This window comes from Shewanella sp. 5S214 (assembly GCF_041439795.1).
GTDB classification, from domain to species: domain Bacteria; phylum Pseudomonadota; class Gammaproteobacteria; order Enterobacterales; family Shewanellaceae; genus Shewanella; species Shewanella vesiculosa.
In genome coordinates this window covers 15518-41959 of record NZ_JBGOOV010000020.1, presented here as the reverse complement: position 1 = coordinate 41959, position 26442 = coordinate 15518, and the positions used below count along the sequence as shown (strand labels likewise).

Here is a 26442-nt window from a genome sequence, read left to right as displayed (position 1 = left end):
GATATATCTTTTTTGGGAAACTAAGCCAAAATCACATACTGTTGATTTAGTTTATCTTTTTCTACTATTCGCGTTTGATGATTATTGTGCAACTGCCAATCCCCCTGTTGGTAGCGTAGTAAGCTTTAAGGTTAGAGGAATCTTCCTTTGTTAATTCGAAATTTAAGTAAACCTATACTGGCTGCATTAGCATTTATGCTAGCCGGTTGTGAAGGCGGCGTGCTGGATCCCAAAGGTCAAATCGGCATCGATGAGAAGCATCTCATTATTGTGGCAACCTTGCTGATGTTGATTGTGGTTATTCCAGTAATTTTCATGACCTTGTATTTTGCATGGAAGTTCCGCGACGGTCGCGATGAAGAAATTTATGCACCTAAATGGGCACACTCAACCGCCATTGAAATCGTGGTGTGGGTCGTACCGATTATTATCGTGATCATTCTTGGTGTTATCACTTGGAAATCGACTCACGATTTAGATCCCTACAAACCGCTAGTGCATGACGCTAAACCGGTGAAGGTTGAAGTGGTGTCATTAGATTGGAAATGGTTGTTCATTTATCCTGAATATGGCATCGCATCGGTTAACGAATTGGCCTTCCCTGCCAATGTTCCGGTTAACTTTAAAATCACTTCTGACACAGCAATGAATTCATTTTTCATTCCGCAGTTAGGTAGCCAAATCTACTCAATGGCTGGCATGGCGACTAAGTTACACCTTATCGCAAACGAGCCAGGCACTTTTGAGGGTATTTCAGCTAACTACAGTGGTGCTGGATTTGCTGGAATGAAGTTTAATGCGATTGCAACTGCAAACGCTGACGATTTTGATGCTTGGGTTGCCAAGGTAAAACAGCAAGGTAATACCTTGGATGTTGAGCAATATAAGCAACTGGCTGAAAAGAGCGAAAACAATCCGGTGCAATACTACGGGTCAGTACAAAAAGGCATGTTTAACTACATTGTCATGCAATACATGCATCCAGACTCGAATATGAAACCAATGGACAGCATGGAAGGTATGCACGACATGAGCAACATGGAATCAATGTCTGGTATGGATCATACCAAGCATATGCAAAACATGGAGCACATGGTCGACAAGGACGCGGAAAATTCTGGGCTTTCATCACCTTCACATTCAACCACAGAGCATTCTTCGACTGCATCTGGGGAGGCGAAATAATCATGCCATTTCTAGGAAAATTAACTCTCGAGTCAATTCCGTATCATGAACCGATTATTATGGTGACCCTTGCTGCGGTTGCCATTATTGGATTCATTATCGCGGCATTAATGACTAAGTATCAAAAATGGGGCGTGCTCTGGCATGACTGGTTAACCTCGGTTGACCATAAAAAACTCGGTATTATGTATATCGTGTTAGCAATGGTAATGCTGATCCGCGGTTTCTCTGACGCGATTATGATGCGAACTCAGCAAGCACTTGCCACCAATGGCGCTGCAGGGTATTTACCACCTGAACACTACGACCAAATCTTCACTGCCCATGGCGTGATCATGATTATCTTTATGGCGATGCCATTTATGATTGGTCTAATGAACTTGGTCGTACCATTGCAAATTGGTGCTCGTGATGTCGCGTTCCCGTTCTTAAACAATTTAAGCTTTTGGCTAACGACCTCTGGGGCGATATTAATCAATATATCACTTGGATTAGGTGAATTTGCCAAAACGGGTTGGGTAGCTTATCCACCATTGTCAGAACTCGCATACAGTCCGGGGGTGGGGGTTGATTATTACATCTGGGCCTTGCAAATATCCGGCATCGGGACAACCTTAACCGGGGTGAACTTTATCGCCACTGTGTTAAAAATGCGCGCTCCGGGCATGAAGCTAATGCAAATGCCAATTTTCACTTGGGCCTGTACTTGGGCAAACGTGTTAATCGTTGCATCGTTCCCAATTTTAACCGCTGTGTTAGGTTTATTAACCTTAGACCGTTATTTAGATTTCCATTTCTTTACCAATGACGGTGGCGGTAACGCCATGATGTACATCAACCTGTTTTGGGCTTGGGGTCATCCTGAAGTATACATTTTGGTATTACCGGCTTTCGGTATTTTCTCTGAAGTGTTTTCAACCTTTACCTCTAAGCGCTTATTTGGTTACACCTCAATGGTGTGGGCAACGGGTGCGATTTCTGTACTTGGCTTTATTGTTTGGTTACACCATTTCTTTACCATGGGGTCGAGCGCTAACGTTAACGCCTTCTTCGGGGTGATGACCATGGTGATTGCGGTGCCGACTGGGGTAAAACTGTTTAACTGGTTATTTACCATTTATCGCGGCCGTTTACGTTTCACCGTGCCAGTATTGTGGTCTTTAGGCTTTATGGTGACCTTCACCATCGGCGGCATGACCGGAGTATTGTTAGCATTACCTGGCGCAGATTATGTACTACATAACAGCTTGTTTTTAATCGCCCATTTCCATAACACCATTATTGGTGGTGCAGTATTTGGTTACATGGCTGGTTTTGCCTACTGGTTCCCTAAAGCGATGGGCTTTCACCTCAACGAACGTTTAGGTAAGGCATCATTTTGGTGTTGGCAGATAGGCTTCTATATCGCCTTTATGCCGTTATATGTGCTTGGTTTTATGGGCATGACTCGTCGTATTAACCACACAGATAACCCAGCGTGGAACTTCTGGCTTTACTTTGCCGTGGTCGGCGCGTTTATCATCCTTGTGGGTATTATTTTACAGTTTGTACAATTGTATGTCAGCTTCCGTGATCGTGAGCAAAACTTAGATACTACTGGCGATCCATGGAATGGCCATACGCTTGAGTGGTCAACCTCTTCACCACCACAGTTCTATAACTATGCCCAGTTAGATCCAGTAACAGACATTGATGCGTTCACCGACATGAAAGAAAAAGGCACTGCCTATCAACGTCGTGAAACATACCAGCCGATTCATATGCCTAAAAATACCGCCAGTGGGATATTTATGGCCGCTGCGATTACCGCTATGGGATTTGCCGCAATTTGGCATATTTGGTGGTTAGCCATTGTTGGATTTGCAGGTGCGTTTGTATTGTTCTTAATGCGTGCTTACGACAATGATGTTGACTACTACGTGCAACCAGACGAAATCGCGCGTATTGAAAATGCACATATAGATAACGTAGCAAGGGGCAGATAATGAGTATTGCTATTAAAGCAGATTTACACGACGCTCATTCTGCTGAGCACCATGATGAACACCACGATACCAGTGGTAACACCTTATTCGGTTTTTGGATTTATCTAATGACCGACTGTATTTTGTTCGCATCCGTTTTTGCGACTTATGCAGTGTTATTCATGAACACTGATGGTGGGGTGTCGGGCAAAGATATTTTCGAATTAGACTTCGTGCTTATCGAAACCGCCGCCTTACTAGTCAGTAGTATTACTTATGGCTTTGCCATGATTTGCGCTAGACACCAAAAGAAAGCGGCGACATTAGCGTGGTTGTTAATCACCTTCGCGTTAGGTTGTGTGTTTATCACGATGGAAGTGTACGAGTTCCATCATCTGATTGAACACGGCAATGGCCCAGATCGCAGCGCCTTTTTATCAGCATTTTTTGCCTTAGTCGGCATGCATGGTTTGCATGTTACCGCGGGTTTAATTTGGATGCTGATCATGATGGTCGAAGTTATCAAGTGCGGTTTAAATAATCGTAGTATCACTCGCCTAAGTTGCTTAAGTTTATTCTGGCATTTCTTAGACATCGTGTGGGTGTGTGTGTTTACCGTTGTTTATTTGTTAGGAGTCTTGTGATGAGCAATGCACATTCAAGCGAGGGCGACTTTGGCGCCAGTGTTAAGTCATATTTAGTCGGCTTTGTGTTATCGGTGATCTTAACCGGTATTCCATTTTGGTCGGTGATGACTCACAGCTTTGACCATACAACCACCTTATGGATTGTGGTTGCTGCGGCAATAGTACAAATCGTGGTGCACTTAAAGTACTTCCTTCATTTAGATTTTTCTAAAGAAGGCAGGATCAATACATTCTCTTTCTTATTCACTGCACTGATTATTGTCATGGTAGTGGGTTTATCTGTGTGGATTATCTACGCAGCTAACGAATTGATGATGTAATTAGACAGCTATCATGAATAATCAAGGTCAATCTATGTCAGCACAATTAACATCACGCTTACGAGGATATGTTCAGGTCACTAAGCCTGGCATCATCATGGGCAATTTAATTTCCGTCGCCGGCGGGTTTTTACTCGCCGCACAAGGTAACGTAGATTGGACCTTGATGTTTGCAACCATGATAGGGCTCTCTTTAGTGGTGGCGTCTGGTTGCGCTGTCAATAATTGTATTGATCGCGATATCGACGCCAAAATGCAGCGTACTCGTAACCGAGTTACCGTTACCGGTGAAATATCGGTACAAGCTGTATTGAGCTTTGGCATTGGTCTGGGGATTATTGGCTTTACCATGCTAGCCATATTCACTAACAATTTAGCGGTATTATTTGCCGCTATCGGTTATGTGGTTTATGTCGGCGTGTACAGTCTATACATGAAGCGCAACTCGGTTTACGGCACCTTAGTGGGTAGTTTCTCAGGTGCTGTGCCACCAGTTGTAGGCTATTGTGCGGTCAGTGGACAAATGGACACAGGTGCAATCATTTTGCTACTGATGTTCAGTTTATGGCAAATGCCACACTCGTATGCAATTGCAATATTTCGCTTTGATGACTATGCCGCAGCCAACATTCCGGTGTTACCTGTTGCTGAAGGTATGGCCAAAGCAAAACTGCATATAGTGCTCTACATTGCCGTGTTTGCATTGGTTAGCGCACTATTACCGCTGGCGGGTTATACAGGTATTGCCTTTATGGCCGTGACCTTTGCCACCAGTTTATGGTGGTTAGCCATGGCGTTAAAAGGTTATCGTCGCGACATCAACTTACAGTCTTGGGCTAGGCAAGTATTTGGATTTTCCATTATTACCATTACCGCATTAAGCGTGACCATGGCATTGGACTTTCAAGTTGTAGCCCAACCTGCACTGCTAACATTAGCGCCTTAAGTCGCTCAGCAAAAATTAACCATTCTTAAGCCCATTACATAACGCAATGGGCTTTTTTATTTGATTAATCAGAATATGTTACTAGGCTTAAACTCTAAAAATTAAGCCATCAATTAGGATTTAACACTAAGGTCTAAGCTTAGTACTCGCTAAGATTTGGGGCTAAAATACACTAGCTAGACCTCTCACGGTTCAATAAGAATCACACCGAACTGTAAAGGCAAACATAAAGGGATCTTATGTTTATCATGTCACGCACAATTCAGCATCCAGCGCTTGCACTTAATCGCGTCAAAAATATCGTTCCGCGATTGTTGTTGCTAGTGTGCGCTTTGATCACGGTCAACTCACTGTATGCAGCCCCGCAATCGCCGCCTACAGCGACTATTTTTGGTAATTGGATCATTGATAGCCCAGAACAAATCACGCTGTTACAGTTAACTCGTGACCAGAGTTACTTATACATACAATTAAACTTAATTGAGCCACAAAACAGCGTTGCAGAATGGGGACGAATAGATATCCAGCAAGCTGATGTTCACTTTTTTCCAAGCTACAGTAGTAATCAACAACAGGGTCTAGTTGCCTATCAAATAGCTCATCCTAAATTGCACATAGCACTTACTGTCGAGTCAGCCCGGTTAGTCTTTAGTATCGACACTAATGGTGACAGCGTTGCCGATGAACAACATCACTATGACATCACTCCAAGCCAATCTGTCTATGGTGTCTGGCATCAGTTGTCGACCCCTGCACTGAGTAGCTTGGTGCTGTTCGATAATGGCTATTACGCCATGGTGAAGATTAACCTCCACCAAGACCCACAAGCTAATGAGCACTTCACCCATCTACAATGGGGGCGATTTGTACTGCAACAAAAGCAGCTGACCATTGAGCCCATGTTTAATAGCCATCCACAACAAACATCAAGCTTATTAAGCGCCATTTCGAGCATTGTTTATCTGCCTAGCAAACAGCAATTGACGTTATCTTTTATGATGGAGGCTAATCCTGATGACATCGCGATTAATCAACGATATCGACGTTAGCTCAAACCGAATATGAAATTGCAGCTCTGTGCGCAGGCTTACTGATGCTCACAATAGATGACTACAGCATAAGCCTATTAGGGGTATCAATGTGGCAACCTATGTTATGGCTATATGGGATTGTGTTTTGCACTTTACTGATTATTGCAATTACATTTTTGGCCGCTAAACGCATCTTACGCCACAGTATTAGCCGGTTATTACAAGGATAATGATAAGTCGTTATCCATCACCTCATTAACCCTAAATAGTTTAATGAAAGACAACTTATGTAACTATCCAGTACTATTTATGCGATAAACAAACATTTACAGCTATTTAGTTACAATTTCTGCCACAATCAGCTATTCAAATTTAAGCGATTACACTTCATACTGAGTCATTGCTGGTATCAATTTAGTGTTTAAAGGATATGTCATGGGCCAAGAAACCTCGAAGATTCTCGTTGTCGATGACGACATGAGATTACGTTCATTATTAGAACGTTACTTGATAGAGCAAGGCTTCCAAGTTCGTAGTGCTGCGAATGCAGAACAAATGGATAGATTACTTGAGCGCGAAAACTTTCACCTTTTAGTACTTGATCTGATGCTACCCGGTGAAGATGGTTTATCGATTTGTCGCCGCTTGCGCCAACAAGAAAACCCTATTCCGATTGTGATGTTAACCGCCAAAGGCGATGAAGTAGACCGAATTATCGGCCTAGAACTGGGCGCCGATGACTACTTACCAAAACCCTTTAACCCGCGTGAATTATTAGCGCGCATTAAAGCGGTAATGCGTCGTCAAATAATCGAAGTCCCTGGAGCACCAGCTCAACAAGAAGAAATGATTGAATTTGGTGAGTTTTCACTAAATCTTGCCACCCGTGAAATGTTTCATGGTGATGAAAGCATTGCCCTAACCAGCGGTGAATTTGCAGTACTTAAAGTACTGGTTAACCACCCTAGAGAGCCATTATCGCGTGACAAGCTGATGAACCTTGCTCGAGGGCGTGATTATTCGGCACTTGAACGTTCTATTGATGTGCAGGTTTCACGCCTACGCCGTTTAATTGAGAAAGATGCTGCTAACCCACGCTATATCCAAACGGTTTGGGGCTTAGGTTATGTATTTGTCCCCGACGGCACCACACGTAAATAAGTCATGGAACTTAAGTTAAAATGGTGGCAACGCTTTTTACCCCGCAGCGCTTTTAGCCAGACCGTATTGTTGATTGGCAGTTTACTGCTGATCAATCAATTGGTGTCTTATTGGTCTGTCGCCGTTTACTTTATCAAACCCAGTTATGAACAAATTAACCAACTGATCGCCCGCCAAATCAATATTTTATTTGTCGATGGTGTTGATGTTGGCCGTGAGCATCTCACCATGGTTGATGCCTTAAATGCCAAAGTGCGTGACGATGGTATGACGGTTTATAATCTTAAACAAGCTCAAGAAGCGGGACTGAACCAAGCCACTTATTACAGCTTTTTATCTGAGCAAATGTCGGTATATCTGGGCGGTGAAGCTGAAGTGCGTTTTTCGCAAGGTGAAAAACTCAATGTGTGGATTAAGCCACCACAAGCACCGACGTTATGGATTAAAGTGCCGCTGAGCAGTATTAACGAGTCAGATTTATCGCCATTAACGCTGTATTTATTAGTTATTGGTGGGCTCAGTGTCGCCGGAGGCTGGTTGTTTGCACGGCGACAAAACAGACCGTTAAAACGACTGCAAAAAGCTGCCGTCGCGGTATCTAAAGGTGATTTTCCGCCAACGTTACCATTAAGCGGCTCTACCGAGATTGTTGAAGTAACTCATGCATTTAACCAAATGGCCAACAGCATGAAGCAACTTGAGCAAGACCGTGCCTTACTGATGGCAGGAATTTCTCACGATTTACGCACTCCGTTAACCCGCATTCGCTTAGCATCTGAAATGATGGTGGAAGATGATCAGTATCTAAAAGAAGGCATAGTCACCGATATTGAAGACATGGATGCGATTATTAACCAATTTATTGCATACATTCGTAACGACCAAGAAGGCGTTCGTGAGCCTGACCAAATCAACCGCTTAATCCAAGAAATTAGCCAACAAGAGTCACATCGTGAAGAAACCCTCGAATTATCATTAGCCGATTGTCCTGACATCGCCATTAATAGTGTAGCGATCAAACGGGTGCTGAGTAATTTGGTTGAAAATGCTTTCCGTTATGGCAATGGCTGGATAAAAATAAGCTCTTATCATCAAGGTAATACAGTATGTTTTAGTGTTGAAGATAATGGCCCCGGCATTGATGAAACTAAAGTCGAGTCACTGTTTCAACCCTTTACCCAAGGCGACTCAGCTCGTGGCAGTGTGGGCTCAGGCTTAGGTTTAGCCATTATTAAGCGCATTGTTGATCGTCATCATGGCAATATTCAATTGTCTAATCGCCCCCAAGGTGGCCTGAAAGCACTCGTATCACTGCCGATAATCGATAAAAACTAATATCACTAAACTGATGTTATGACCGATTTTCGGCCTATCTTAAACAACCTTCACTGCGCAACACAAACTGTAACATTAGTGCCATAAAATACACATAATGGTCTTTCTGTTAAGTTTGGATAGCATGAAAATATCAACTTTATCCCTCGGTGCATCGGCATTATTATTAATACTTGCAGCCTTATTAGCGGCAACAGTACTATGGAGTAACCAGCAACGACAAGTGAGCGAACAGCTCAATCAAAATTTACAGCAAATCCAACACACCTTTCAGTTCGATGTACGCAATAATATAAGTAACTACCTACAAACTGGGCAAAGCAACTACCTCGAACAAGCGCGTACCGATATTATAGGTATCACCAACAGCATTAACCAATTACATCAGGCACATCCGCAGCTAGATAGCACCTCGTTAACTGAGTTAATGACCCAGCTGATCAGCGACTTAGACACTAAATATCGTGCTGCTGGCAAACTAGCAGGTAATCCACGTCAATTGTTAGCATTTGCTGAATCAGAAATGCTCAACTACGCTCGCAGCCTAACCCGCTATGCTCAATCGGCCCCACAAGACAACAGCGATGCTCAGCAATATTTAGCGCTTACGCTGGAATTACCCAGCTTGGTTTATCAATTATCACAGCTAACCCAAACCTTACTAATAGACCAAGATACGGGTGTAATCAACAGTGTTAACTTCTCTATAAGTGCACTTAATACTTGGCATGATGATTTGCAAAGACTGCCATTATTAGGCATTTACCGCACTGAAGAAGTCGATGAGTTTGCCTTAGGTGATGATGAGCCCGAGCGAGTTGAAATTGGCGAATCGCCTCGCTCAGAATTACTCAGCTTAACCCAGCGCTACAGTAAAGAGGTTGCCAACACCAAGCAAATGCAAACCGATATTCAAGCGGTACAAAAGGCGCTAATGAATGCGACTAGCCAAGTCGAGCAGCAATTAGTGTCTCTGGCCGATATACAGACAGCAACTGACCAACAATTAAAGCGCAACTTACAATGGTTGCTGTATGGCATGGTGACCTTGCTGGCACTGTTTTCAGTGATTTATTTAATCTTACAACAGCGCAGAGTTGTAGCGCCGTTAAAACGCTTAAATCGTGCTTTTTCTATGTTAAGTGAGTCTAACCAACGTGAACCGCTCCCCGTAACAAGCCAATGTGAGACAGGCCAAATTGCGGCGCATTTTAATCGACTACTGCAACGATTTGAGCAAGAGGATGAGCAGCAAAAACACAATATGACCCAAGTGTCGCACTCATTAAGCGAATTAGTTGCCAGAATAGGCTCATTATCAAATAGCACCCAGCAAACGCAAACCGTGGTGCAGCAAGCACAAGGGCAAACCGCTGATTTAATTGCGCTAGCCGAATTAGTAAACCGGTCGTCTAGCGAGTTAACTGACAGCGCCCAACAGACCATGAATGACATGCTAGCCAGCCAGCAAGAGGCGCAAGGTGTGTTGACGGCAACCGAAAATACCCTGACGACAGTCAACCAATGTAACCGTTCACTAACCCAGCTAAGTACCTCTGTCGCTGATGCCGCTAAAATTGTTGATGTGATTGGTAATATTGCCGATCAAACTAACTTGTTGGCACTCAATGCTGCTATTGAAGCAGCAAGAGCGGGCGAACAAGGCCGTGGATTTGCGGTCGTAGCCGATGAGGTGCGTAACTTATCTCATCGAACTCAGTTATCGCTTAAAGATATTATGGCGATATTGACCCAATTAACGACCTCTAATGCTGCGCTCAGTAGCAGCGTTAATGACATTAGCCAAGCATCTGAACAACAAAAAATACGCGCGCAAAGCTTGTTAACAGTGGCTAAGCAAGTACAGCAACAAGCCAGTACTATGGCAAAGAGTGCCAGCCAAGGCAGTGAACACGCTAACCAACAAGTACATCATCTTGATGAGTTTGTAGCAGCCATGGACAATTTACTCCAGCGGGCAAAGCATGCCTTTGAACAAAGTGAGACCATTGCATTAGAAGTGAGCAACAGTGTCGATAATATCGAACAAAACTTGGGGATTGGTGCGAGTAAGGTTTAAATCTCTAACAGGCTTTTCAAATGTAAAAAGGGTGCCACATTCGGCACCCTTTTGTCATATCATCAAGCTGTTATTAACAGATTATAGTGCAGCCATTACCGCTTCTGCAGTGCTGACTTCAAATGACTTACCTTCTTCAACGTTCAGTAAAGTCACCACGCCATTGTCAATGACCATTGCATAACGTTGTGAACGAATGCCACCAAAACCTGCGGTATCCATTTCTAAGCCTAATGCTTTAGTGAAGCTGGCATCACCATCTGCAAGCATCATCAATTCAGATGCATTTTGCGCTTCGCCCCACGCTTTCATAACGAATGCATCATTTACAGCAACACAAGCGATAAGATCAACACCTTTAGCTTTGAACTCGTCAGCTAATACAACAAAACCAGGCAAATGCGCTTCTGAACACGTTGGGGTAAATGCACCCGGCACGGCAAATAAGACCACTTTTTTACCGGCAAATAATTCAGTTACATCATGGTTAACCATACCGTCTTTAGTCAGTTGGCTTAGGGTAGCTTTTGGTAGAGATTGTCCTTTCGCGATCATAATATTTCCTTAACAGTTAAATAAGAAGGGTTATCTTGGCGCCAATACTTTACGGCAGCCCAAATATAGAATAGATAATACTGATTCACATAGAATCGAGATCAATAGTCCTAACAACATACCTACCGCAATAGCTTCTGGCTTTAACAAAATAACATGCGAATAGTTTTGCCATACTTCAGCCTGAATGTCTGTTTGCGGTGCGAGAAACACTTGCTGGTAAGGACTATAACTATGTTGACGAAAACGAGTTAATGCATCAGTTAGTAGTACATAACGCTGGTAGATAGACTCAATACTCTCACCACCAGCACTGAACACTGGGTCGTTATTCTGTCGATAATGACGGATCAGTTTATTGATATCACCACCAAAAAAACGGTCGGCGTCATGCTGAAACTCACCCAAACTCTGCTTCGCCTCTAACTGATGCGCTTCTAGGCGTTGGCCGTATTGGTCAACAAAGCCGGGAACTTGAATGCCAATCAATACGCCACAAACAAACAGCACTAAACGAAGGTAGTCCATTAAATGTTTTATCATGATGTCATCGGTTACGATAAAAATAAATTCACAAACACCACAATATCACCTCTCAGTTAACTAAGCATCTTGTATAAAGGGATGTTAATTTACAAGGTTAACCTTGGCTGAATAAACTCAATAAATGCCGAGATCCGCCTAGCCACTATTGACGACTTATAATACACAGCATTAATTTGTTCACGTTCTGTTGCGATGATTTTTTCATTCATGAGCATTGGCACTAATCGCCCTGCGGCGAGGTCATTTTTGATCATAAATCCCGATAAACATGCGATACCATTACCCGCTAATACCAGTTGGCGCAGGGTTTCGCCATTGCTGGTGCTGATCGTTGGAGTAATCGCATCGCAGCCCTTTAGTGGCCATTGATTCAGCACTTTAGGTTCGGTAAAACCAAGCAAATCATGATTGGCTAAATCGGCTACCTTTTGCGGTACTCCACGACGTGCTAAATAGTCTGCCGAGGCAACGATATGTAACGCGCTGTGACCTAATGGCCGCGCGTACAAGCTTGAATCTGCTAATTTTCCAATACGAATTGCCACATCGGTGCGTTTTTCTAATAAATCGACATAACCTTCATTAGAGGTCAGCACAAGTTCGATATCTGGATAGGTTGCGCGAAAATTTTGTACTAACGGCACTAACTGATGGAACACAAATGGGCTGGCAGCATCGACGCGCAAACGCCCTTGCGGTAGTTCACCACGGCGAACCAAATCATCCTCAGCTTGCTGCAACTGCAATAAACCGCAACGAACAGACTCAACAAATTGCCGCCCTTCATCGGTTAATTCAATCCGCCGCGTGGTGCGATTTAATATGGTCACCCCAAGTTGTTGCTCAATTTTACTCACTGCACGAGACACCCGCGCAACTTGAATATTGAGTGAGTCTGCCGCAGCAGAAAACCCGCCACTGTCGACCACAGTTAATAAAATATCTAAGTCATCAGATCGCGTCAACATGGCTACCCCATTCATTAACCTCAAGGGTTATCCCGATTGGAGGTTATTAGTATCAATTACTGTTATTTATTACAAAAGTCATTTGCTAAAGATACTGTTTTTGGCAACAAAAATCTAATCAATAATAGCCGCTATTAACAGACAAGCAATTTAACTGATGACTCAAAGAGGACTACAACATGCCGTTAGCTTTACTTGCACTGACGCTTAGCGCCTTTGCCATAGGAACAACAGAATTTGTCATTGTGGGATTGCTACCCACGATGGCGCAAGACCTTAACGTGTCTTTACCCTCCGCCGGGTTACTCGTTAGCTTATATGCTCTTGGTGTTGCGATAGGTGCACCAGTACTAACGGCATTAACAGGAAAATGGAATCGCAAACATGTATTGCTGTCAGTAATGATACTGTTTGTGGCTGGTAACCTACTAGCTTGGCAAGCGCCCGGTTACGAAACCTTAATCGCCGCACGTATTATCACAGGGCTAGCCCACGGAGTGTTTTTCTCTATTGGCTCAACTATTGCCACAGGGTTAGTGCCAAAAGAGAAAGCCGCCAGTGCAATTGCCATTATGTTTACCGGATTAACCGTCGCCTTGGTGACAGGAGTTCCTTTGGGCACTTACATTGGCCAAACCTTTGGCTGGCAAGCTACTTTCTTAACTGTCGCAATCCTTGGGTTTGTGGCCTTGATTGGCAGCAGCTTGCTGGTACCGAGTAATTTAAGCCAGCCACCAGCGGCAAAATTATCATCGCAATTAAAAGTACTGACTCAACCAAGGTTATTACTGGTCTATGCCATTACTACGCTAGGTTATGGCGGCACATTCACGGCCTTTACTTTTTTAGCCCCCATTTTAGAGCAAGTGTCTGGTTTTGAAGCTCAATCTATTGGCCTAATCATGTTGGTATACGGGATATCGGTTGCCATTGGTAATATTTGGGGCGGAAAAATGGCCGATAAAATGGGCCCAATTAAAGCGTTAAGCATTATTTTCAGCGGTCTTGCGACCATATTAGTGGTATTTAACTTTACTGCGGTTAACCCTATTGCTGCTGTGATCACTATTTTAATCTGGGGCGCTTTTGCATTTGGTAATGTACCCGGGCTACAAGTTTACGTGGTGTCACTTGCGCAGAAGTACACCCCCGATGCTGTTGATGTGGCTTCAGGATTAAATATTGCCGCTTTTAATGTTGGAATTGCTCTTGGATCTTGGGGAGGTGGGCTAATTGTTGCTAAGGCAGGACTAATGCATACCCCTTGGGTTGGTGCTGTGATTGTGGTTATAGCGCTAGGATTAACACGTTTCAGTGGCTTTCTGGACAAGAAAACTAACGTTAGCAAGAATGTTCAAATGAGTGTTCAAGCGAATAGTTAAAGGAATAGGAATTAGGAATAGTTAAGCGAGTTGTTTAGCAACGACATCAACGTCGATATTCAATATCACAATTATGCTGATTAGATTGATTAACGCCAATGTGAGCTCGTATCTGCGACCTCGCATTGGTCGTTACTGTGTTCTCATCAGATGCTACAAACCCCAGTCGGCATTAGGTAAATGCTCCACAAACCAGTCAAAAGCGCGACCTTGATGATCTTTATGCCAGGCAAGATACAAACTCTGATTTGGCCTTGGAATTGAACATTTTTTTTCAATTAATTCACCACTGTCAAAGTAGCATTGCACCATATGCTTAGGTAAAAAACCAATCCCGAGCCCTTGCAGTTGGGCAGCTATCTTGGTTTCCATGGTGTTCACTTTAATCACCTGCTTACTTTTAAACAGGCCACTGCTGCGTGTCGGCAAAACTTGTGCGGTATCAGCAACCACCACTGAAGCGTATTCAGTGAGCTTGTCAGCTTCTAACACGCCATCAACAAACGCCAATGGATGATGCGGTGCTACTGCAAATACAAATTCAATTTCACCGATTTTATGGGTTTGAAATACGCCTCGAGGTAACTCGCCAGATGCACCAATGACAATATCGGCACGGCGACTGTGTAATGCATCCCAGCCTCCGCCGACGGCTTCGACATCGATACTAATGTCGACTGAATGATCTAATTGGTTAAATTGCTCAATCAACTGAAACAGTGGCGCTTGAGGAATGACAGTATCGCGCGACAGCCGAATTTCGGTTTCCCAACCTGACTCTAACTGCTGCACTGAATCAATCAACCGATTGGTGGCGAGTAAGATTTGCCGTCCTTGTTCCAGCACAATTTTGCCTGCGGGCGTCAGCTGGGCTTTTTGTTTTGTTCGGTCAAATAATGCCGTGCCCATATCATCTTCAAGTTTTTTGATGGTATAGGTCAATGCTGACGGAACCCGATACAGTGACGCGGCCGCAGCAGCAAAACTGCCTTTACGCTCTATGGCGTCTAGCGCCCGTAATGCATCAATCGTAATGGCATGGTGCATGGCTAACTCCATATTCAATTATTTTGAACTATGAGCTCAGTTTATTCCGATTTTTTATTCAATCAAGTCTCAATATACTCATTATCAATCGGTGAGACCTACTCACAACAGTATTTATATTATGTTTAAATTTATTGAGGATAACTATCATGAAAGCACTAATCAAAAATATCACTCGCTCTACCGCTGGTTTCAGTACCTTGGCATTACGTGTACCAGTTGGGATTATTTTTATGGCTCACGGTGCACAAAAATTGTTTGGTTGGTTTGGCGGTTATGGTTTAGAAGGCACAGGACAATGGATGGCATCGATAGGCATGGAACCTGGCGTATTAATGGCGTTTATGGCTGGCAGTGCAGAGCTTTTCGGTGGCTTGTTCATTCTATTAGGCTTACTGACTCGTCCAGCTGCGGTGGTGTTAGCGTTCACTATGGTCATCGCCATTGCTAGCGTACACATCAGTAACGGTTTATTTATGGCAAATAACGGTTATGAATTTGCGTTAGCACTGTTGGCTATCACAGTGTCACTGGCAATATCGGGTTCAGGCAGAGTTGGGATAGATAACGTCATTGCCGCGAAATTAGCTAAGTAAGCCGAGCTTATATTCTGTATTTAGATCACGCTTTAGGAGCACATTATGATTACATTACGACTTGCAAGTGAACGCGGTAAAGCTAATTTTGGCTGGTTAGACAGTAAGCACAGCTTTTCATTTGGTAGCTATTACGATCCAGAGCACATGGGCTTTTCAGCGCTACGCGTCATCAATGATGACAGCGTCACTCCAGGTGCAGGATTTGCTACTCACGGTCACCGTGACATGGAAATTATCAGCTACGTACTTGAAGGCTCTATCGCCCATAAAGACAGCGAAGGCAATGTTGAAGTATTACCCGCTGGGGAATTTCAATTGATGTCAGCCGGTAGCGGTATTAGTCACAGTGAATACAATGCATCAAAAACTGAATCACTGAAGTTTTTGCAAATTTGGATCCAGCCAAATACCTTAGGTAACACGCCTGGATACCAACAAAAAAACTTTGGTCAAGCAGTAGGACTAACGACGATAGCTACGCCAACGGGTGACAAAGGTACCTTGCAAATCAAGCAAAATGCGACATTGTCACAACTGATTCTGGCACCTAACTCCGAAATAACCTATCAGGTGACTGTTGGACGCAAAGTATACGTGCATCAGGTGGCTGGACAGCTGAGTATTGATGAGCAAAATCTGAGTGCTGGAGACGGTGCTAAACTTACCGACATCACCACAGTGACCTTAGTTAATCCAGCGGACACTCAGTCAACAGCACTGATTTTTGATTTGCCCTAGATCAGCCTAGTTAATGATTAAGCCTGTGATAGTGTTGTTCACAGGTTTAATCAATTTATATCAATTCATTATCCATTGGTAGCTGTGATATTTTTAGCCATTGTTGGCAGCGAACAAGGTGATACTCTTAACTGACTAGCGGTCCATAAACACACTGCTGTTATCAGTATCATGCCGACTTGGATGCCGATGACTCCATGATAACCACCTTGCCATAATGCTAATATTTGCTCAGAAAACAACAACCAATCTGCCACAACAGTGATGACTAATATGCCACTGGTGAGTAACAGCAACTGACTGATATGACGCTTAATATCACTCACTTTTAGACTGTACAACATGACGGCCAACAGTGACGTTACAAAACAACCCACCAGCCATTCCCCTCGCCCTATTAAGGCTGTGGGTAATAGTCGTTCACACAAAAAACCAACTGCTGTCGCCACAATAATGCCACCACAGCCGCCAATCGTCATGGCAGTTACGATAGCAATACTGCGAGGAGAAGACTGGCGCTGAGCACTGCGTTTGTTAATCCATAGCATATTGCCTGTCACAATCATGGCACTGATAGCTAGCGCCAAAATAAAGTACAAAATACGGATATCTAAGCCTGCAAAGTTACTAAAATGCAATGTCACTAATACATCTCTACCTTGACGGAACACATTGTAATTATCTGCATTAACCTTATCCATCACAGTGCCGTCCTGAACCCGATAGGTCACTTCATCTCGTTGGGCGAAATTAACCGTGTCGGTTCCACGCACTTGTACCAGAGCATTATCGGCGCCGTAATGGTGGAAAATAATATTCCGTAATTCAAAATTCGCTTGCTGTGTAGTGTGTTCAATTAAGGTAAACGCATTGCTCATATCCAGTGGCATTTCACTGCGAGGTTCGCTGCTACGGTTAAAACCGGCATCATTAAACAAAGCTTGTCGATCGCCCTGATAAATAAACACCACAAAAGCCAGCTGAAACACTATGGCCAAGTTAAGGATCAAGCCACTCAACGCATACATCAAAGTAAAAGGTAGTGTCATCACCCCAACAACAGTATGAAGATCAAGTAATTTATCCCGGCGTTGTTTATCGACACGATACAAAAAGAAATGTTTCAGTAATTTACGCGCATGGATAAAAATACCCGAGACTAACGCAAATAGAAAAATCAGCGTCACCACACCAATTAAATAACTGCCGCCAGGCAGATCAAGGTTGTAATGCAGGCGGTAAATAAATTGTGATAAATAAAAGTCATCCTTATCAGCCACAGTTTCACCGCTTTTAGGATCAACCAGTATCGCCATTGACTGAGATGCAGATTGTGGATCGTCTCTTACTTTGTCAAAGTAAAAAATATAATAAGGTACTAGCTGGGTCGGCATATTAATCCGAAAACGGCCAGTTTGATCCATTGGGTATTCAGCCCTTTTTTGCTCGACAAGTTTTGCTAAAGGAATATCAACTTGAGTAGGATCAATTGGATGATGCGGGGTGACGGCCCATTGAGTGATCTCATCGTGAAATAAGGTTACGGCTCCAGCCCAAAAAACCAAAAATAATAACGGTGAAATAATTAGTCCAAGCCAGCTATGGGCTTCGATAAGATTTTTAATGACCTTGTGCTTAACGGGATAATCAGACTTCATTGAGGTATTCATGACTTAAGTTTGAGAAAAAAATAACAACGCATTGATAAGGCTACTGGCCATAAGCCATTTTACACATACGACACTGGCCGCCTTTGCACTATTGCGGCTATAACAAAATGTCATCACCCCAACCCACATACAAAAACCCAGCATTAGCCCCACAAATAGTTTTACATCAACAGCAGCCGGCAATATCCGAAAGACGATGAGCATTAAACTGATGGCCAGTACTAATCCCCATAAAAATGCAGCAACAGATTTAGGCCACATGGTTATTTAACCCCAATAAGGAGGATACTGACAAACAATGCAAAGCCTAGCGAACTGACCCAGATGCTTCGACCTTTATAGTGCGAGGCCACCAGCACCAGCAATATCCACATGGTCATCATGCAAATCAGCACCACTAAACTGGCAACTAATACACTGTATGTATGACTAAATCCCCACACAGAAAATAACACCGCTAAACAGCACAAGCTCCAAGCTAATAATTTAGGGAAAGGCAAACTAATGAGCTGCTGTTTGTCAGATGCCAAATAGGCAAACAAACAACCAAGCCATAAAGAAGATACACTGACAAGTTCCATTTGATACAATCCCAAGCCGATTAACGCAAATGATAATGATTTGCATTAATTATCCTAAATGTACTCGATTATTACAAGTAGAATGTCAATCAGGCTTAACAATAACTCTGGATCGGCAATCTAAAAGCGCTTTATCCACTTAGCGATACCACTGCCACAATGGTATCTCCAGGTGAAAGGCAGAGTTGCTAAGAGAATTACCGCCTTGAAACAAGCCACCTTAGAGGTAATCACATGGTTACTACCTTATATAATCATGGAACAAGTCAGTCATAGGCAAATGAAGGCCGCTTAATATATAAAGGAGTCAGTCAGAAAATAGCGTTTTTTAAAACCGTACGTCCACTCGCTCATCAATCTTGTTGTACCGGTCACATTTGTAATAGAACGCTATGATTAACGCAACATAGAGTAAACCTAAAAAACGGTTAACTAACATAAAATTAACTATAATGTTTTTTTTACCGTACTCAATGTTACTTGTCAGCACAGTGCTGTATTATTTTATTCTAATACAATACAAGATCCGTCATTATCAATGCTGGACAAAGGGCTATCCCTTGCTTAGGATTAATATTTGACCAATCACAATAATAATACAAAGTCGAACAGGGAATGTTAAATAAGATTTTCCCTTCTCTAATATCATTTTTTATTTAAAATAAGGCAATGTTATATGCTAAAGCGCATCGTTTACGGCGTATGTGGCGCAGCTATTGTTGGATTAGGTATATTCAGTATATATGCTTGGCACCCAGCAATTGATCCCGTCGAACCTACTCAAACAGATTACTCTCCACACGTTATCGAACAAGGTAAAGTCTTAGCCGCAGCAGGCTATTGCAGTACTTGTCATACACCACCGGGTGGCACCGCCTATGCTGGTAACTATGAAATGCATACTGACTTTGGCACCATTTATTCAAGTAACATCACTCCTGATGTCGAAACAGGCATTGGTAGCTGGTCGCAAGCCGCTTTCGCTCGTGCCATGCGCACTGGTGTGAGCCGCGATGGACATCATTTATTGCCTGCGTTCCCTTATGAACACTTTAATAAAATGACCGACGATGACATAAACGCGATTTACGCTTACATCATGACGTCAGTTCCGGCAGTTAACCAAGCCAAAAAAGACAACGGTATTCCGTTTCCACTCAACATCCGCTGGTTTCAAGCGGGTTGGAAACTGCTGTTTGCTGACACCCAACCTTTTGAGATCAACAGCCAGCAATCTGCAGAATGGAACCGTGGGGCTTACTTAGCTGAAGGTATTGCTCACTGTGGTGCATGTCATACACCACGTAATGCGTTGGGCGGCGAAAAATATGCACAAATGTACCAAGGGGCTGCCATTGATGGTTGGATAGCACCATCATTAACATCAACGAGTACTTCACCTCTGCCATGGCACGCGCAAGACTTTTACGAATACCTTACTACTGGTAACTCGCCTTACCATGGTAGTGCGGCAGGTCCAATGGCGCCGGTTATGCACAAAGGTCTGTCAGCTCTACCTGACAGTGACATAGAAGCCATTAGTGGATACTTTGCTGAGATTGCCGGTACCAATAATACCGACGAGCCTGACTCAAGTAGCACCTTACAGGCAGCAATAGCGGCACAAGATCAACAACCAGATCAGCGGATTGATCAAGGTGCACGTTTATATGCGACGGCTTGCCAAGCATGCCACTACAACAGCGACCAATTAGTGAAAGGGCGACCATTGATTACTATTGGCTCAGCAACACATCTTAATGATCCAAGCAACCTGATTAACGTAATACTGGATGGCGTACGCAGCGACCAAGGGATTAGCGGCGTTGTAATGCCAGGATTCCGCGATGCACTTAACGATGATGATATTACCGCTATAGCAGCCTATTTGCGTCAAGCAGCTGGGGAAAACACCTGGCCGAAACTACAACAAAAAGTGGGCGAGATCCGCAATCAACCCCGATTTGAGCACTAATTCACTGGAGAAGTGACAATGGCAAAATTTATTTTAAACGGCAAACCGATGACTGCCGACGTAGAGAGTGATACTCCTCTACTGTGGGTTATTCGTGATGAACTGGACATGACAGGCACTAAATTTGGCTGTGGTATTGGTACCTGTGGTGCCTGTACCGTCCATGTTGGCGGCCGAGCTACACGTTCGTGTATAACCCCGATATCGTCAGTTGAAGGAGCTGAAATCACCACGATTGAAGGGCTTTCTGAAAAGGGCGATCATCCATTGCAAATTTCTTGGCAAAAACTGCAAGTACCACAGTGTGGTTACTGCCAGTCGGGCCAAATTATGCAAGCTGCAGCACTACTAAAAGACATTCCAGAGCCTTCAGACAAAGACATTGACGCTGTGATGGGCGGAAACTTATGTCGTTGTATGACCTACGTTCGTATTCGTAGCGCCATTCATGAAGCAGCAAACGCAATCAAGGAGAGCAACGATGAGCAGACTGCCTAAACGTGGATCGGCTGGGATAACCCGCCGCGGTTTTTTAATTGCCATGACAGCGGTAGGTGTCAGCTTTGGTTTTCCTCGCCATTTAATGGCGGCAATGGATCCGGCTAGCCCTGACGGTAAAGTATTACCAAGTGAAGGCGACATTTACGAACCGTCTTTATGGTACTCAATCGATACCGCCGGCAAAATTAAAGTCAACATTATGCGCTCAGAAATGGGCCAACATGTCGGTACTGCTATTGCTCGTATTCTTGCTGATGAACTAGAAGCTTCATGGGATGATATTGAAATTATCCATGTCGACAGTGATCCACGCTGGGGTTACATGGTTACGGGTGGCAGCTGGTCTATTTCGCAAAGTTGGCCTGTATACCGTCAAGCAGGTGCTGCTGGTCGTACAGCGTTAATTGAAGCTGCGGCTAAAAAATGGGGCATCGCTGCAAAAGACTGTAAAGCCAGTAACGGTAAAATTATCTCAACTAAAGGCGAGCTATCTTACGGTGAATTAGTCACTATGGGCTTAACACGTCAGTTTACTGAAGAAGAACTGAAAACCCTGCCGCTGAAACCTAATGCCGATCTTAAACTTGTTGGTCAACAGGTAACGTCTCTTGATATCGCCAACAAGACCAATGGTAAAACCATATTTGGTATCGATGCGAAAGTTGATGGCATGGTGTACGCCAACCCTATTCTGCCTCCTACACGTTATGGCTCTAAAGTCGTTAAGTTTGATGACTCTGCAGCAAAAGCAGTAAAGGGTTACCAACAAACTATCGTACTAGATGATGCCAGTGGCAGTGTGCCAGGATGGTTAATGGTTATCGCCAGCAGCTTCAATGCGGCCCAAAAAGCCTCAAAGCTGGTAAAGGTTACATGGGATGCGGGTAAAACGGCCAACGTGTCTGAAGCAGACATCATTGCTCATGGTCAAAAATTACTTGGCGATCAAACCAAAGGCAGTATTTTAGACACGGGCAATGCTGACACTGAGCCAGCATTTGCCAGTGCCAAAAGCACCATTGCAGAAGAATACATCACCAGCACGGTATTACATGCGCAAATGGAACCGCTTAACGCCTTGGTATTTAAAAACCAAGACGGTATATGGGAAGTGCATTCAGGTTGTCAGTGGCAATCACTTACCCTCCCCGTATTAGCAACAGCATTAGGTGAAGAAGAAGCTAACATTGTTATTCGTAGCTACATGTTAGGCGGCGGCTTTGGCCGCAGACTTAACGGCGACTACACCATTCCAGCGGCATTGACCTCTAAAGCATTAGGCGGTAAACCGGTTAAAATGGTGATGATGCGTCCACAAGACATGTTATTTGATAGCGCACGTTCTGCATCAGTTCAACAGCTAAAAATGGCATTTGATGACAAAAAAGCGGTTACCGCAATGGAACATCACGCCACAGCAGGTTGGCCAACTCAAGTATTAGCCCCAGGATTTATGCCTAAAGGCACCAATGGTGAACCGTATGATCCGTTCTCGATTGCCGGCGCAGACCATTGGTACACTGTTGGAGCTCAAAAAGTACGTGCGGTATCCAATGATCTTGCGATTGCGACCTTCAGACCAGGTTGGTTACGTTCAGTTGGACCAGGTTGGACAGGTTGGGCTGTTGAAAGCTTTATGGATGAAGCGGCACATCACGCGGGTAAAGATCCATTGCAGTTCCGCCTAGACATGCTTATTGCCGAAGGCCGAAATGCTGGTAGCACACCCGTTGCTGAAGGTGGCGCGGCTCGCCAAGCCGTAGTACTTAAGAAAGCTGCTGAGATGATTGGTTGGGGTACTCCACAAGCCAAAGATACAGCGCTTGGAATTGCATCAACCTTTGGCCAAGAGCGTGACATGCCAACATGGGTATCGTGTGCAGTACAAGTTCATGTCGACAAAAGCAACGGTATTGTCAATGTTCAGAAACTGTATATCGCTATCGATGCTGGTATTATTGTTGATCCTAATGGTGCTGAAGCGCAGTGTCAGGGCGCGGCATTATGGGGATTATCGATGGCCTTGTATGAAGGTACTGAACTGCTTAATGGTCAGTATAAAGACTCAAACTTCGATACTTATACCCCGCTGCGTTTAGGTCAAACTCCAGACGTTAAAATCGAGTTTATCCCGAGCAAAATGCCACCCTCTGGATTAGGTGAACCGGCGGTAACTCCTGTTGCGCCAGCGATTGCCAATGCAATCTACCAAGCAGTTGGTGTGCGTTTACGTAAAATTCCGATGAAGCCTAGCGACGTGAAAAGCGCGTTAACTAAAGCATAATTTATCTGCACTAATAGCCCAGTCTTTATCATAATGACTGGGCTTTTTTATACCCACTTAACCTCATCATTGCCATTGCTTGAATAGACAGTGAAGCCAATTTCAGTATAGAACTGATTAAAAAATACCTTGAAACGCTTGAAAAACGAGGAAACTAATCGGATTACCTGCACAATTTCATGCTGCATACATGGCTAATTTGACGTTATTTAGACACAAAAAAACCGCACTATTTACTAATGCGGTTTTTTAGATAATGTAAGTAACAATGGCTAAACCTTAGTCTCCTGCCATTTTTTGCAAAAACTCAAGTCGCTGCATTTCTTGCTCATCGGGTTGCCATGGCTCATCAGATAACGACTCAACGGCAAAGTCACCTAGCTCATAGGCAGGTTCCTCACTATGGCCGTACTGAGTTAATTCACCGGGCACAGCTGGACGACGCTCCAATACAAATGTGCTTAGAACATAAGGGCCTTTATATTGTGCTAACACTTCTTTATAGGCTTTAAGATCCAACACCACTGAACCTTGTGTCAGCTTGTCTGAGCCAGTTAGCAAGGCAATCGGCTGCTTATCTGCTGTATATAAATTGGCACGTAAACGATAATAGCCCGCTAGCTCGACATCCACTTTAACCGGGATTAACATATCACTGCCTTCAGCACGAATATCCCCGACTCCAGTTATGGTTGCAGTAGGATGACTATATTCTATACCGGTTTTTAGCGTTTGCTTTTTGCCCTTAGCACTAAAGGTTACACTGATCTCTATTGGGCCATCCCAATCCTCTTCGGCATCGAGAGTTATCGCCCATTCTCCATCACTCCCTAGCATGGTTTTAGCCACTAATACCTCTGTTCCACCAGCAAGCTCGCTGCGTAACGATACACTTGCACCATTAACCGCTAAGCCCTTTACTTCAAGCTTTACCACCACAGGTTCTGGAAAACTAAAGCGGTATTGTGGTAACACGATACTGGCGCTGGCGCCATCTTGTAGTAAAACCGCTTGTGGGATATAAGCATTAGGGTTAAGCAAGGTACTGTCATTAGCTGACAGTGGTATCGAATAAGCGGGCAAAGTTAGGTCACTAGCATAAGCCTGAGCCATAAGCTGAAAGCTGTCGCTGATCGATTGAGGCAGCTTTTCAACTACGGTTATCTGCTTTGGCTTCATCGAGGGCACCTTGGACTGAACAGACACAAGATCAACCGGCGCTACAGCAACCGCCAGAGACGGCTTAAGTGTCGGCTCTGCGGTATAGCGGTATATCCCATACCCTACCGCTACAACAAGTAGGGTAATGGTTATAGCGAGTTTTTTATATTTCATATACGCTTAGTTAGCTGCTTGATATACCAGTGCTGACATACTGGTTTTATTCGAATTACTCACCAATCTATAACGCGAACTAAATATCCACCAGCCACGTTTTTCATCATAGGTGCTGAATTGTAAGTTATCGCCATTGAGATAATTGGCACGACTATTAGCAGAAGTCACTTCATCTTTAGCGCTATTTAAAATAGTATCGCCATGGCTATACCCTTTACTCATTAACATAGGATAGTGATAAGGCATAAATCCACTTGGGCCATTTGTTGAAGTGAGCTTGCCATCAAATGCCACGCTGCGTGAGCAACTGTTGTAACTGCCAACTGATGCAGCACCGCAACTCGAGTGACTGGCAACAACACCATCATCTTCGCCGGGTAAAAATGCCCCCGTAACACCGAGAAAGTCAGAACCTGCACCAGCAAAACGCAAACGTGGAACTCGACTGTCAGGAAACGCGGCCAATTGACGTGCAGTATTTACACGTAAGTCATTCAATACCCCAATATTGGATGACGACGGCAGCTCACCTAACCATAGTGATACTGCCAGTTTTAATGTGCTATCCAGTAAACCTGAGCCACTGGCAACATTCGCGGCTAAATCTGCCAGCTCAACACCACCGCCGGCACCAGAAAAATCAAATGTGGCGACAATATTAAGCGGTTTTAAACCGGCATTTTGTAACCATAACGCTTGATTATCAATAATATAGCGCATCACTAAATCACCAGTAGAATGGGTGACAAATACACAACCACTGTCACATGTCCCTGAACGCGATAATTGCTGTAGTTTAGGCCATACATATTGACTGGTAATTTTATTGGCAATGCGCTCTTGCGAGGGCCAATCAATACGTTCGTCTGCGCGATCACGCCAATACTGTGCCCAATATTGGCCACCATTTTCGCTTACCTTCTCCCCAGTCGGTTTGCTTTGTAAGTTATCGGGTTGAAAACCGTGCACTAACACCACAGGGTATCCCCCCACAGATGCTTGTGCTGCACCAGTTAATAAACCCGCTAATAATAAAAATAGAGATTTTTTCATCGCAATATCCTTATATTTTCCGCTACATCAGCCTGTGCCGTGTGCGTGTTTTTTTATATTTTTGTTACCGAATTGATGCATTTCACTCCAGCACCAACATCAACATAGAGCAGAAATAAAACAATGCAACTCTTAAAAATCAAGATTTTTACACCAAAAACACCCGAGTGTTTGAATCAAAACAATCGATAAGTGGTCGATATCGAGAGCAGATCTTACCAATAGGCGATAACAAGAATTTAACAATGGCAGTAAGCACTAACACATATGTTTTAAGCTTTTACTCCAATATTAGATAAAAACTTAGTTCACCTGTTTGAGATGCTCAAGAATCGAAGTATGTGCAAAAAATTTGCTGATATTTACGCTGACTCAGATCAAAACATAATAGATAAGCTACACTATTATCCCAAATGCTGGTTATCTATAAGCAGTGTTAGACATAAAAAAGCCCTATAGACTTGCATCCATAGGGCTTTACAGACTGTCTGCCAAAGACAAACCGCCAGATTATTTTGCTCACTTCATCTTATGAG

At 43.7% G+C, this 26442-nt stretch carries 24 protein-coding genes; 15 read left to right on the top strand and 9 right to left on the bottom strand.

The window, feature by feature from the left end:
• The first annotated feature begins 147 nt into the window (after positions 1-147).
• The 9 genes from cyoA to ACED29_RS13870 all read left to right on the top strand — a co-directional run bounded on the left by cyoA (position 148) and on the right by ACED29_RS13870 (position 10669).
• Positions 148-1185 carry a ubiquinol oxidase subunit II gene (gene cyoA / locus ACED29_RS13910; RefSeq protein WP_182723003.1) on the top strand — a complete coding sequence of 346 codons (1038 nt, stop codon included), beginning with the start codon at positions 148-150 and terminating at the stop codon, positions 1183-1185.
• A gap of 2 nt (positions 1186-1187) precedes the next feature.
• Positions 1188-3170, top strand: coding sequence for a cytochrome o ubiquinol oxidase subunit I (gene cyoB / locus ACED29_RS13905; protein ID WP_124018232.1), 1983 nt, complete (start codon positions 1188-1190; stop codon positions 3168-3170).
• Positions 3170-3793: a cytochrome o ubiquinol oxidase subunit III gene (cyoC, locus tag ACED29_RS13900; RefSeq protein WP_124018231.1), complete on the top strand. Its 624-nt coding sequence runs from the start codon at positions 3170-3172 to the stop codon at positions 3791-3793. Before cyoB ends, cyoC begins: the two co-directional genes overlap by 1 nt.
• The gene (gene cyoD / locus ACED29_RS13895) at positions 3793-4116 is read left to right on the top strand and encodes a cytochrome o ubiquinol oxidase subunit IV (RefSeq protein ID WP_182771502.1); all 324 of its coding nucleotides are present in this window, start codon (positions 3793-3795) and stop codon (positions 4114-4116) included. The genes cyoC and cyoD overlap by 1 nt, the downstream gene beginning before the upstream one ends.
• A 13-nt stretch (positions 4117-4129) precedes the next feature.
• Entirely contained in the window at positions 4130-5062 is a 933-nt protein-coding gene (gene cyoE / locus ACED29_RS13890; RefSeq protein WP_124018229.1) for a heme o synthase, read from the top strand.
• 248 nt (positions 5063-5310) lie between these two features.
• A complete protein-coding gene (locus ACED29_RS13885; RefSeq protein ID WP_371697888.1) occupies positions 5311-6111 on the top strand; it encodes a hypothetical protein in 801 nt (266 codons plus the stop codon).
• 417 nt (positions 6112-6528) lie between these two features.
• Positions 6529-7254, top strand: coding sequence for a two-component system response regulator OmpR (gene ompR, locus ACED29_RS13880; RefSeq protein ID WP_182697654.1), 726 nt, complete (start codon positions 6529-6531; stop codon positions 7252-7254).
• 3 nt (positions 7255-7257) lie between these two features.
• Positions 7258-8589: a two-component system sensor histidine kinase EnvZ gene (envZ, locus tag ACED29_RS13875; protein WP_124018222.1), complete on the top strand. Its 1332-nt coding sequence runs from the start codon at positions 7258-7260 to the stop codon at positions 8587-8589.
• Positions 8590-8713: 124 nt separating this feature from the next.
• Positions 8714-10669, top strand: coding sequence for a methyl-accepting chemotaxis protein (locus ACED29_RS13870; protein WP_371697887.1), 1956 nt, complete (start codon positions 8714-8716; stop codon positions 10667-10669).
• An 81-nt stretch (positions 10670-10750) separates the two neighbouring features.
• Here ACED29_RS13870 and ACED29_RS13865 read toward each other — a convergent pair whose 3' ends face one another.
• The 3 genes from ACED29_RS13865 to ACED29_RS13855 all read right to left on the bottom strand — a co-directional run bounded on the left by ACED29_RS13865 (position 10751) and on the right by ACED29_RS13855 (position 12738).
• Entirely contained in the window at positions 10751-11224 is a 474-nt protein-coding gene (locus ACED29_RS13865) for a peroxiredoxin (RefSeq protein ID WP_124018220.1), read from the bottom strand.
• 30 nt (positions 11225-11254) lie between these two features.
• On the bottom strand, positions 11255-11767 hold the full coding sequence (locus tag ACED29_RS13860) for a DUF2937 family protein (protein WP_124018219.1): 513 nt from the start codon (positions 11765-11767) through the stop codon (positions 11255-11257).
• A gap of 89 nt (positions 11768-11856) precedes the next feature.
• Positions 11857-12738 carry a LysR family transcriptional regulator gene (locus ACED29_RS13855; protein WP_273058642.1) on the bottom strand — a complete coding sequence of 294 codons (882 nt, stop codon included), beginning with the start codon at positions 12736-12738 and terminating at the stop codon, positions 11857-11859.
• Positions 12739-12917: 179 nt separating this feature from the next.
• Between ACED29_RS13855 and ACED29_RS13850 the strand changes: the two genes are divergently transcribed.
• Complete coding sequence (locus ACED29_RS13850) at positions 12918-14120, top strand: MFS transporter (protein WP_371697886.1); 1203 nt, start codon at positions 12918-12920, stop codon at positions 14118-14120.
• A gap of 153 nt (positions 14121-14273) precedes the next feature.
• On the opposite strand, the gene ACED29_RS13845 is transcribed toward ACED29_RS13850, so the two are convergent.
• Positions 14274-15167, bottom strand: a complete 894-nt coding sequence (locus ACED29_RS13845; RefSeq protein ID WP_273058638.1) for a LysR substrate-binding domain-containing protein — start codon at positions 15165-15167, stop codon at positions 14274-14276.
• Positions 15168-15316: 149 nt separating this feature from the next.
• On the opposite strand from ACED29_RS13845, the gene ACED29_RS13840 reads away from it, so the two are divergent.
• Entirely contained in the window at positions 15317-15763 is a 447-nt protein-coding gene (locus ACED29_RS13840; protein WP_182722990.1) for a DoxX family protein, read from the top strand.
• 45 nt (positions 15764-15808) lie between these two features.
• A complete protein-coding gene (locus ACED29_RS13835) occupies positions 15809-16504 on the top strand; it encodes a pirin family protein (protein WP_124018216.1) in 696 nt (231 codons plus the stop codon).
• A 68-nt stretch (positions 16505-16572) separates the two neighbouring features.
• Here the strand turns inward: ACED29_RS13835 and ACED29_RS13830 are convergent, their stop codons facing one another.
• The 3 genes from ACED29_RS13830 to ACED29_RS13820 are packed head-to-tail and all read right to left on the bottom strand — an operon-like array spanning position 16573 to position 18755.
• Positions 16573-18162 carry a PepSY-associated TM helix domain-containing protein gene (locus ACED29_RS13830; RefSeq protein ID WP_371697885.1) on the bottom strand — a complete coding sequence of 530 codons (1590 nt, stop codon included), beginning with the start codon at positions 18160-18162 and terminating at the stop codon, positions 16573-16575.
• A gap of 15 nt (positions 18163-18177) precedes the next feature.
• Positions 18178-18435: a hypothetical protein gene (locus ACED29_RS13825; protein WP_124018214.1), complete on the bottom strand. Its 258-nt coding sequence runs from the start codon at positions 18433-18435 to the stop codon at positions 18178-18180.
• 2 nt (positions 18436-18437) lie between these two features.
• On the bottom strand, positions 18438-18755 hold the full coding sequence (locus tag ACED29_RS13820; RefSeq protein ID WP_124018213.1) for a hypothetical protein: 318 nt from the start codon (positions 18753-18755) through the stop codon (positions 18438-18440).
• Positions 18756-19431: 676 nt separating this feature from the next.
• On the opposite strand from ACED29_RS13820, the gene ACED29_RS13815 reads away from it, so the two are divergent.
• From ACED29_RS13815 to ACED29_RS13805, 3 genes are read left to right on the top strand one after another with little or no spacing between them, the layout of a single operon-like run.
• Positions 19432-20730 carry a cytochrome c gene (locus tag ACED29_RS13815; protein ID WP_371697884.1) on the top strand — a complete coding sequence of 433 codons (1299 nt, stop codon included), beginning with the start codon at positions 19432-19434 and terminating at the stop codon, positions 20728-20730.
• Between the two features lie 18 nt (positions 20731-20748).
• Positions 20749-21228: a (2Fe-2S)-binding protein gene (locus ACED29_RS13810; RefSeq protein WP_101084828.1), complete on the top strand. Its 480-nt coding sequence runs from the start codon at positions 20749-20751 to the stop codon at positions 21226-21228.
• A complete protein-coding gene (locus ACED29_RS13805) occupies positions 21212-23515 on the top strand; it encodes a molybdopterin cofactor-binding domain-containing protein (protein ID WP_371697883.1) in 2304 nt (767 codons plus the stop codon). Before ACED29_RS13810 ends, ACED29_RS13805 begins: the two co-directional genes overlap by 17 nt.
• A 279-nt stretch (positions 23516-23794) precedes the next feature.
• Here ACED29_RS13805 and ACED29_RS13800 read toward each other — a convergent pair whose 3' ends face one another.
• On the bottom strand, positions 23795-24850 hold the full coding sequence (locus ACED29_RS13800) for a hypothetical protein (RefSeq protein WP_371697882.1): 1056 nt from the start codon (positions 24848-24850) through the stop codon (positions 23795-23797).
• A gap of 6 nt (positions 24851-24856) precedes the next feature.
• Entirely contained in the window at positions 24857-25906 is a 1050-nt protein-coding gene (locus ACED29_RS13795; protein ID WP_182722984.1) for a hypothetical protein, read from the bottom strand.
• Positions 25907-26442 lie beyond the last annotated feature (536 nt).

Bases quoted from the DNA above. Each gene is read 5' to 3' on its own strand.
- cyoD (WP_182771502.1), top strand. From the start codon at position 3,793: ATGAGCAATGCACATTCAAGCGAGGGCGACTTTGGCGCCAGTGTTAAG.
- ACED29_RS13795 (WP_182722984.1), bottom strand. From the start codon at position 25,906: ATGAAAAAATCTCTATTTTTATTATTAGCGGGTTTATTAACTGGTGCA.
- ACED29_RS13870 (WP_371697887.1), top strand. From the start codon at position 8,714: ATGAAAATATCAACTTTATCCCTCGGTGCATCGGCATTATTATTAATA.
- ACED29_RS13855 (WP_273058642.1), bottom strand. From the start codon at position 12,738: ATGTTGACGCGATCTGATGACTTAGATATTTTATTAACTGTGGTCGAC.
- cyoB (WP_124018232.1), top strand. From the start codon at position 1,188: ATGCCATTTCTAGGAAAATTAACTCTCGAGTCAATTCCGTATCATGAA.
- ACED29_RS13800 (WP_371697882.1), bottom strand. From the start codon at position 24,850: ATGAAATATAAAAAACTCGCTATAACCATTACCCTACTTGTTGTAGCG.
- cyoE (WP_124018229.1), top strand. From the start codon at position 4,130: ATGAATAATCAAGGTCAATCTATGTCAGCACAATTAACATCACGCTTA.
- ACED29_RS13835 (WP_124018216.1), top strand. From the start codon at position 15,809: ATGATTACATTACGACTTGCAAGTGAACGCGGTAAAGCTAATTTTGGC.
- cyoC (WP_124018231.1), top strand. From the start codon at position 3,170: ATGAGTATTGCTATTAAAGCAGATTTACACGACGCTCATTCTGCTGAG.
- ACED29_RS13805 (WP_371697883.1), top strand. From the start codon at position 21,212: ATGAGCAGACTGCCTAAACGTGGATCGGCTGGGATAACCCGCCGCGGT.
- ACED29_RS13830 (WP_371697885.1), bottom strand. From the start codon at position 18,162: ATGAAGTCTGATTATCCCGTTAAGCACAAGGTCATTAAAAATCTTATC.
- ACED29_RS13850 (WP_371697886.1), top strand. From the start codon at position 12,918: ATGCCGTTAGCTTTACTTGCACTGACGCTTAGCGCCTTTGCCATAGGA.
- ACED29_RS13810 (WP_101084828.1), top strand. From the start codon at position 20,749: ATGGCAAAATTTATTTTAAACGGCAAACCGATGACTGCCGACGTAGAG.
- ACED29_RS13840 (WP_182722990.1), top strand. From the start codon at position 15,317: ATGAAAGCACTAATCAAAAATATCACTCGCTCTACCGCTGGTTTCAGT.
- ACED29_RS13825 (WP_124018214.1), bottom strand. From the start codon at position 18,435: ATGTGGCCTAAATCTGTTGCTGCATTTTTATGGGGATTAGTACTGGCC.
- ACED29_RS13845 (WP_273058638.1), bottom strand. From the start codon at position 15,167: ATGCACCATGCCATTACGATTGATGCATTACGGGCGCTAGACGCCATA.
- ompR (WP_182697654.1), top strand. From the start codon at position 6,529: ATGGGCCAAGAAACCTCGAAGATTCTCGTTGTCGATGACGACATGAGA.
- ACED29_RS13885 (WP_371697888.1), top strand. From the start codon at position 5,311: ATGTCACGCACAATTCAGCATCCAGCGCTTGCACTTAATCGCGTCAAA.
- ACED29_RS13815 (WP_371697884.1), top strand. From the start codon at position 19,432: ATGCTAAAGCGCATCGTTTACGGCGTATGTGGCGCAGCTATTGTTGGA.
- ACED29_RS13865 (WP_124018220.1), bottom strand. From the start codon at position 11,224: ATGATCGCGAAAGGACAATCTCTACCAAAAGCTACCCTAAGCCAACTG.
- ACED29_RS13820 (WP_124018213.1), bottom strand. From the start codon at position 18,755: ATGGAACTTGTCAGTGTATCTTCTTTATGGCTTGGTTGTTTGTTTGCC.
- ACED29_RS13860 (WP_124018219.1), bottom strand. From the start codon at position 11,767: ATGATAAAACATTTAATGGACTACCTTCGTTTAGTGCTGTTTGTTTGT.
- envZ (WP_124018222.1), top strand. From the start codon at position 7,258: ATGGAACTTAAGTTAAAATGGTGGCAACGCTTTTTACCCCGCAGCGCT.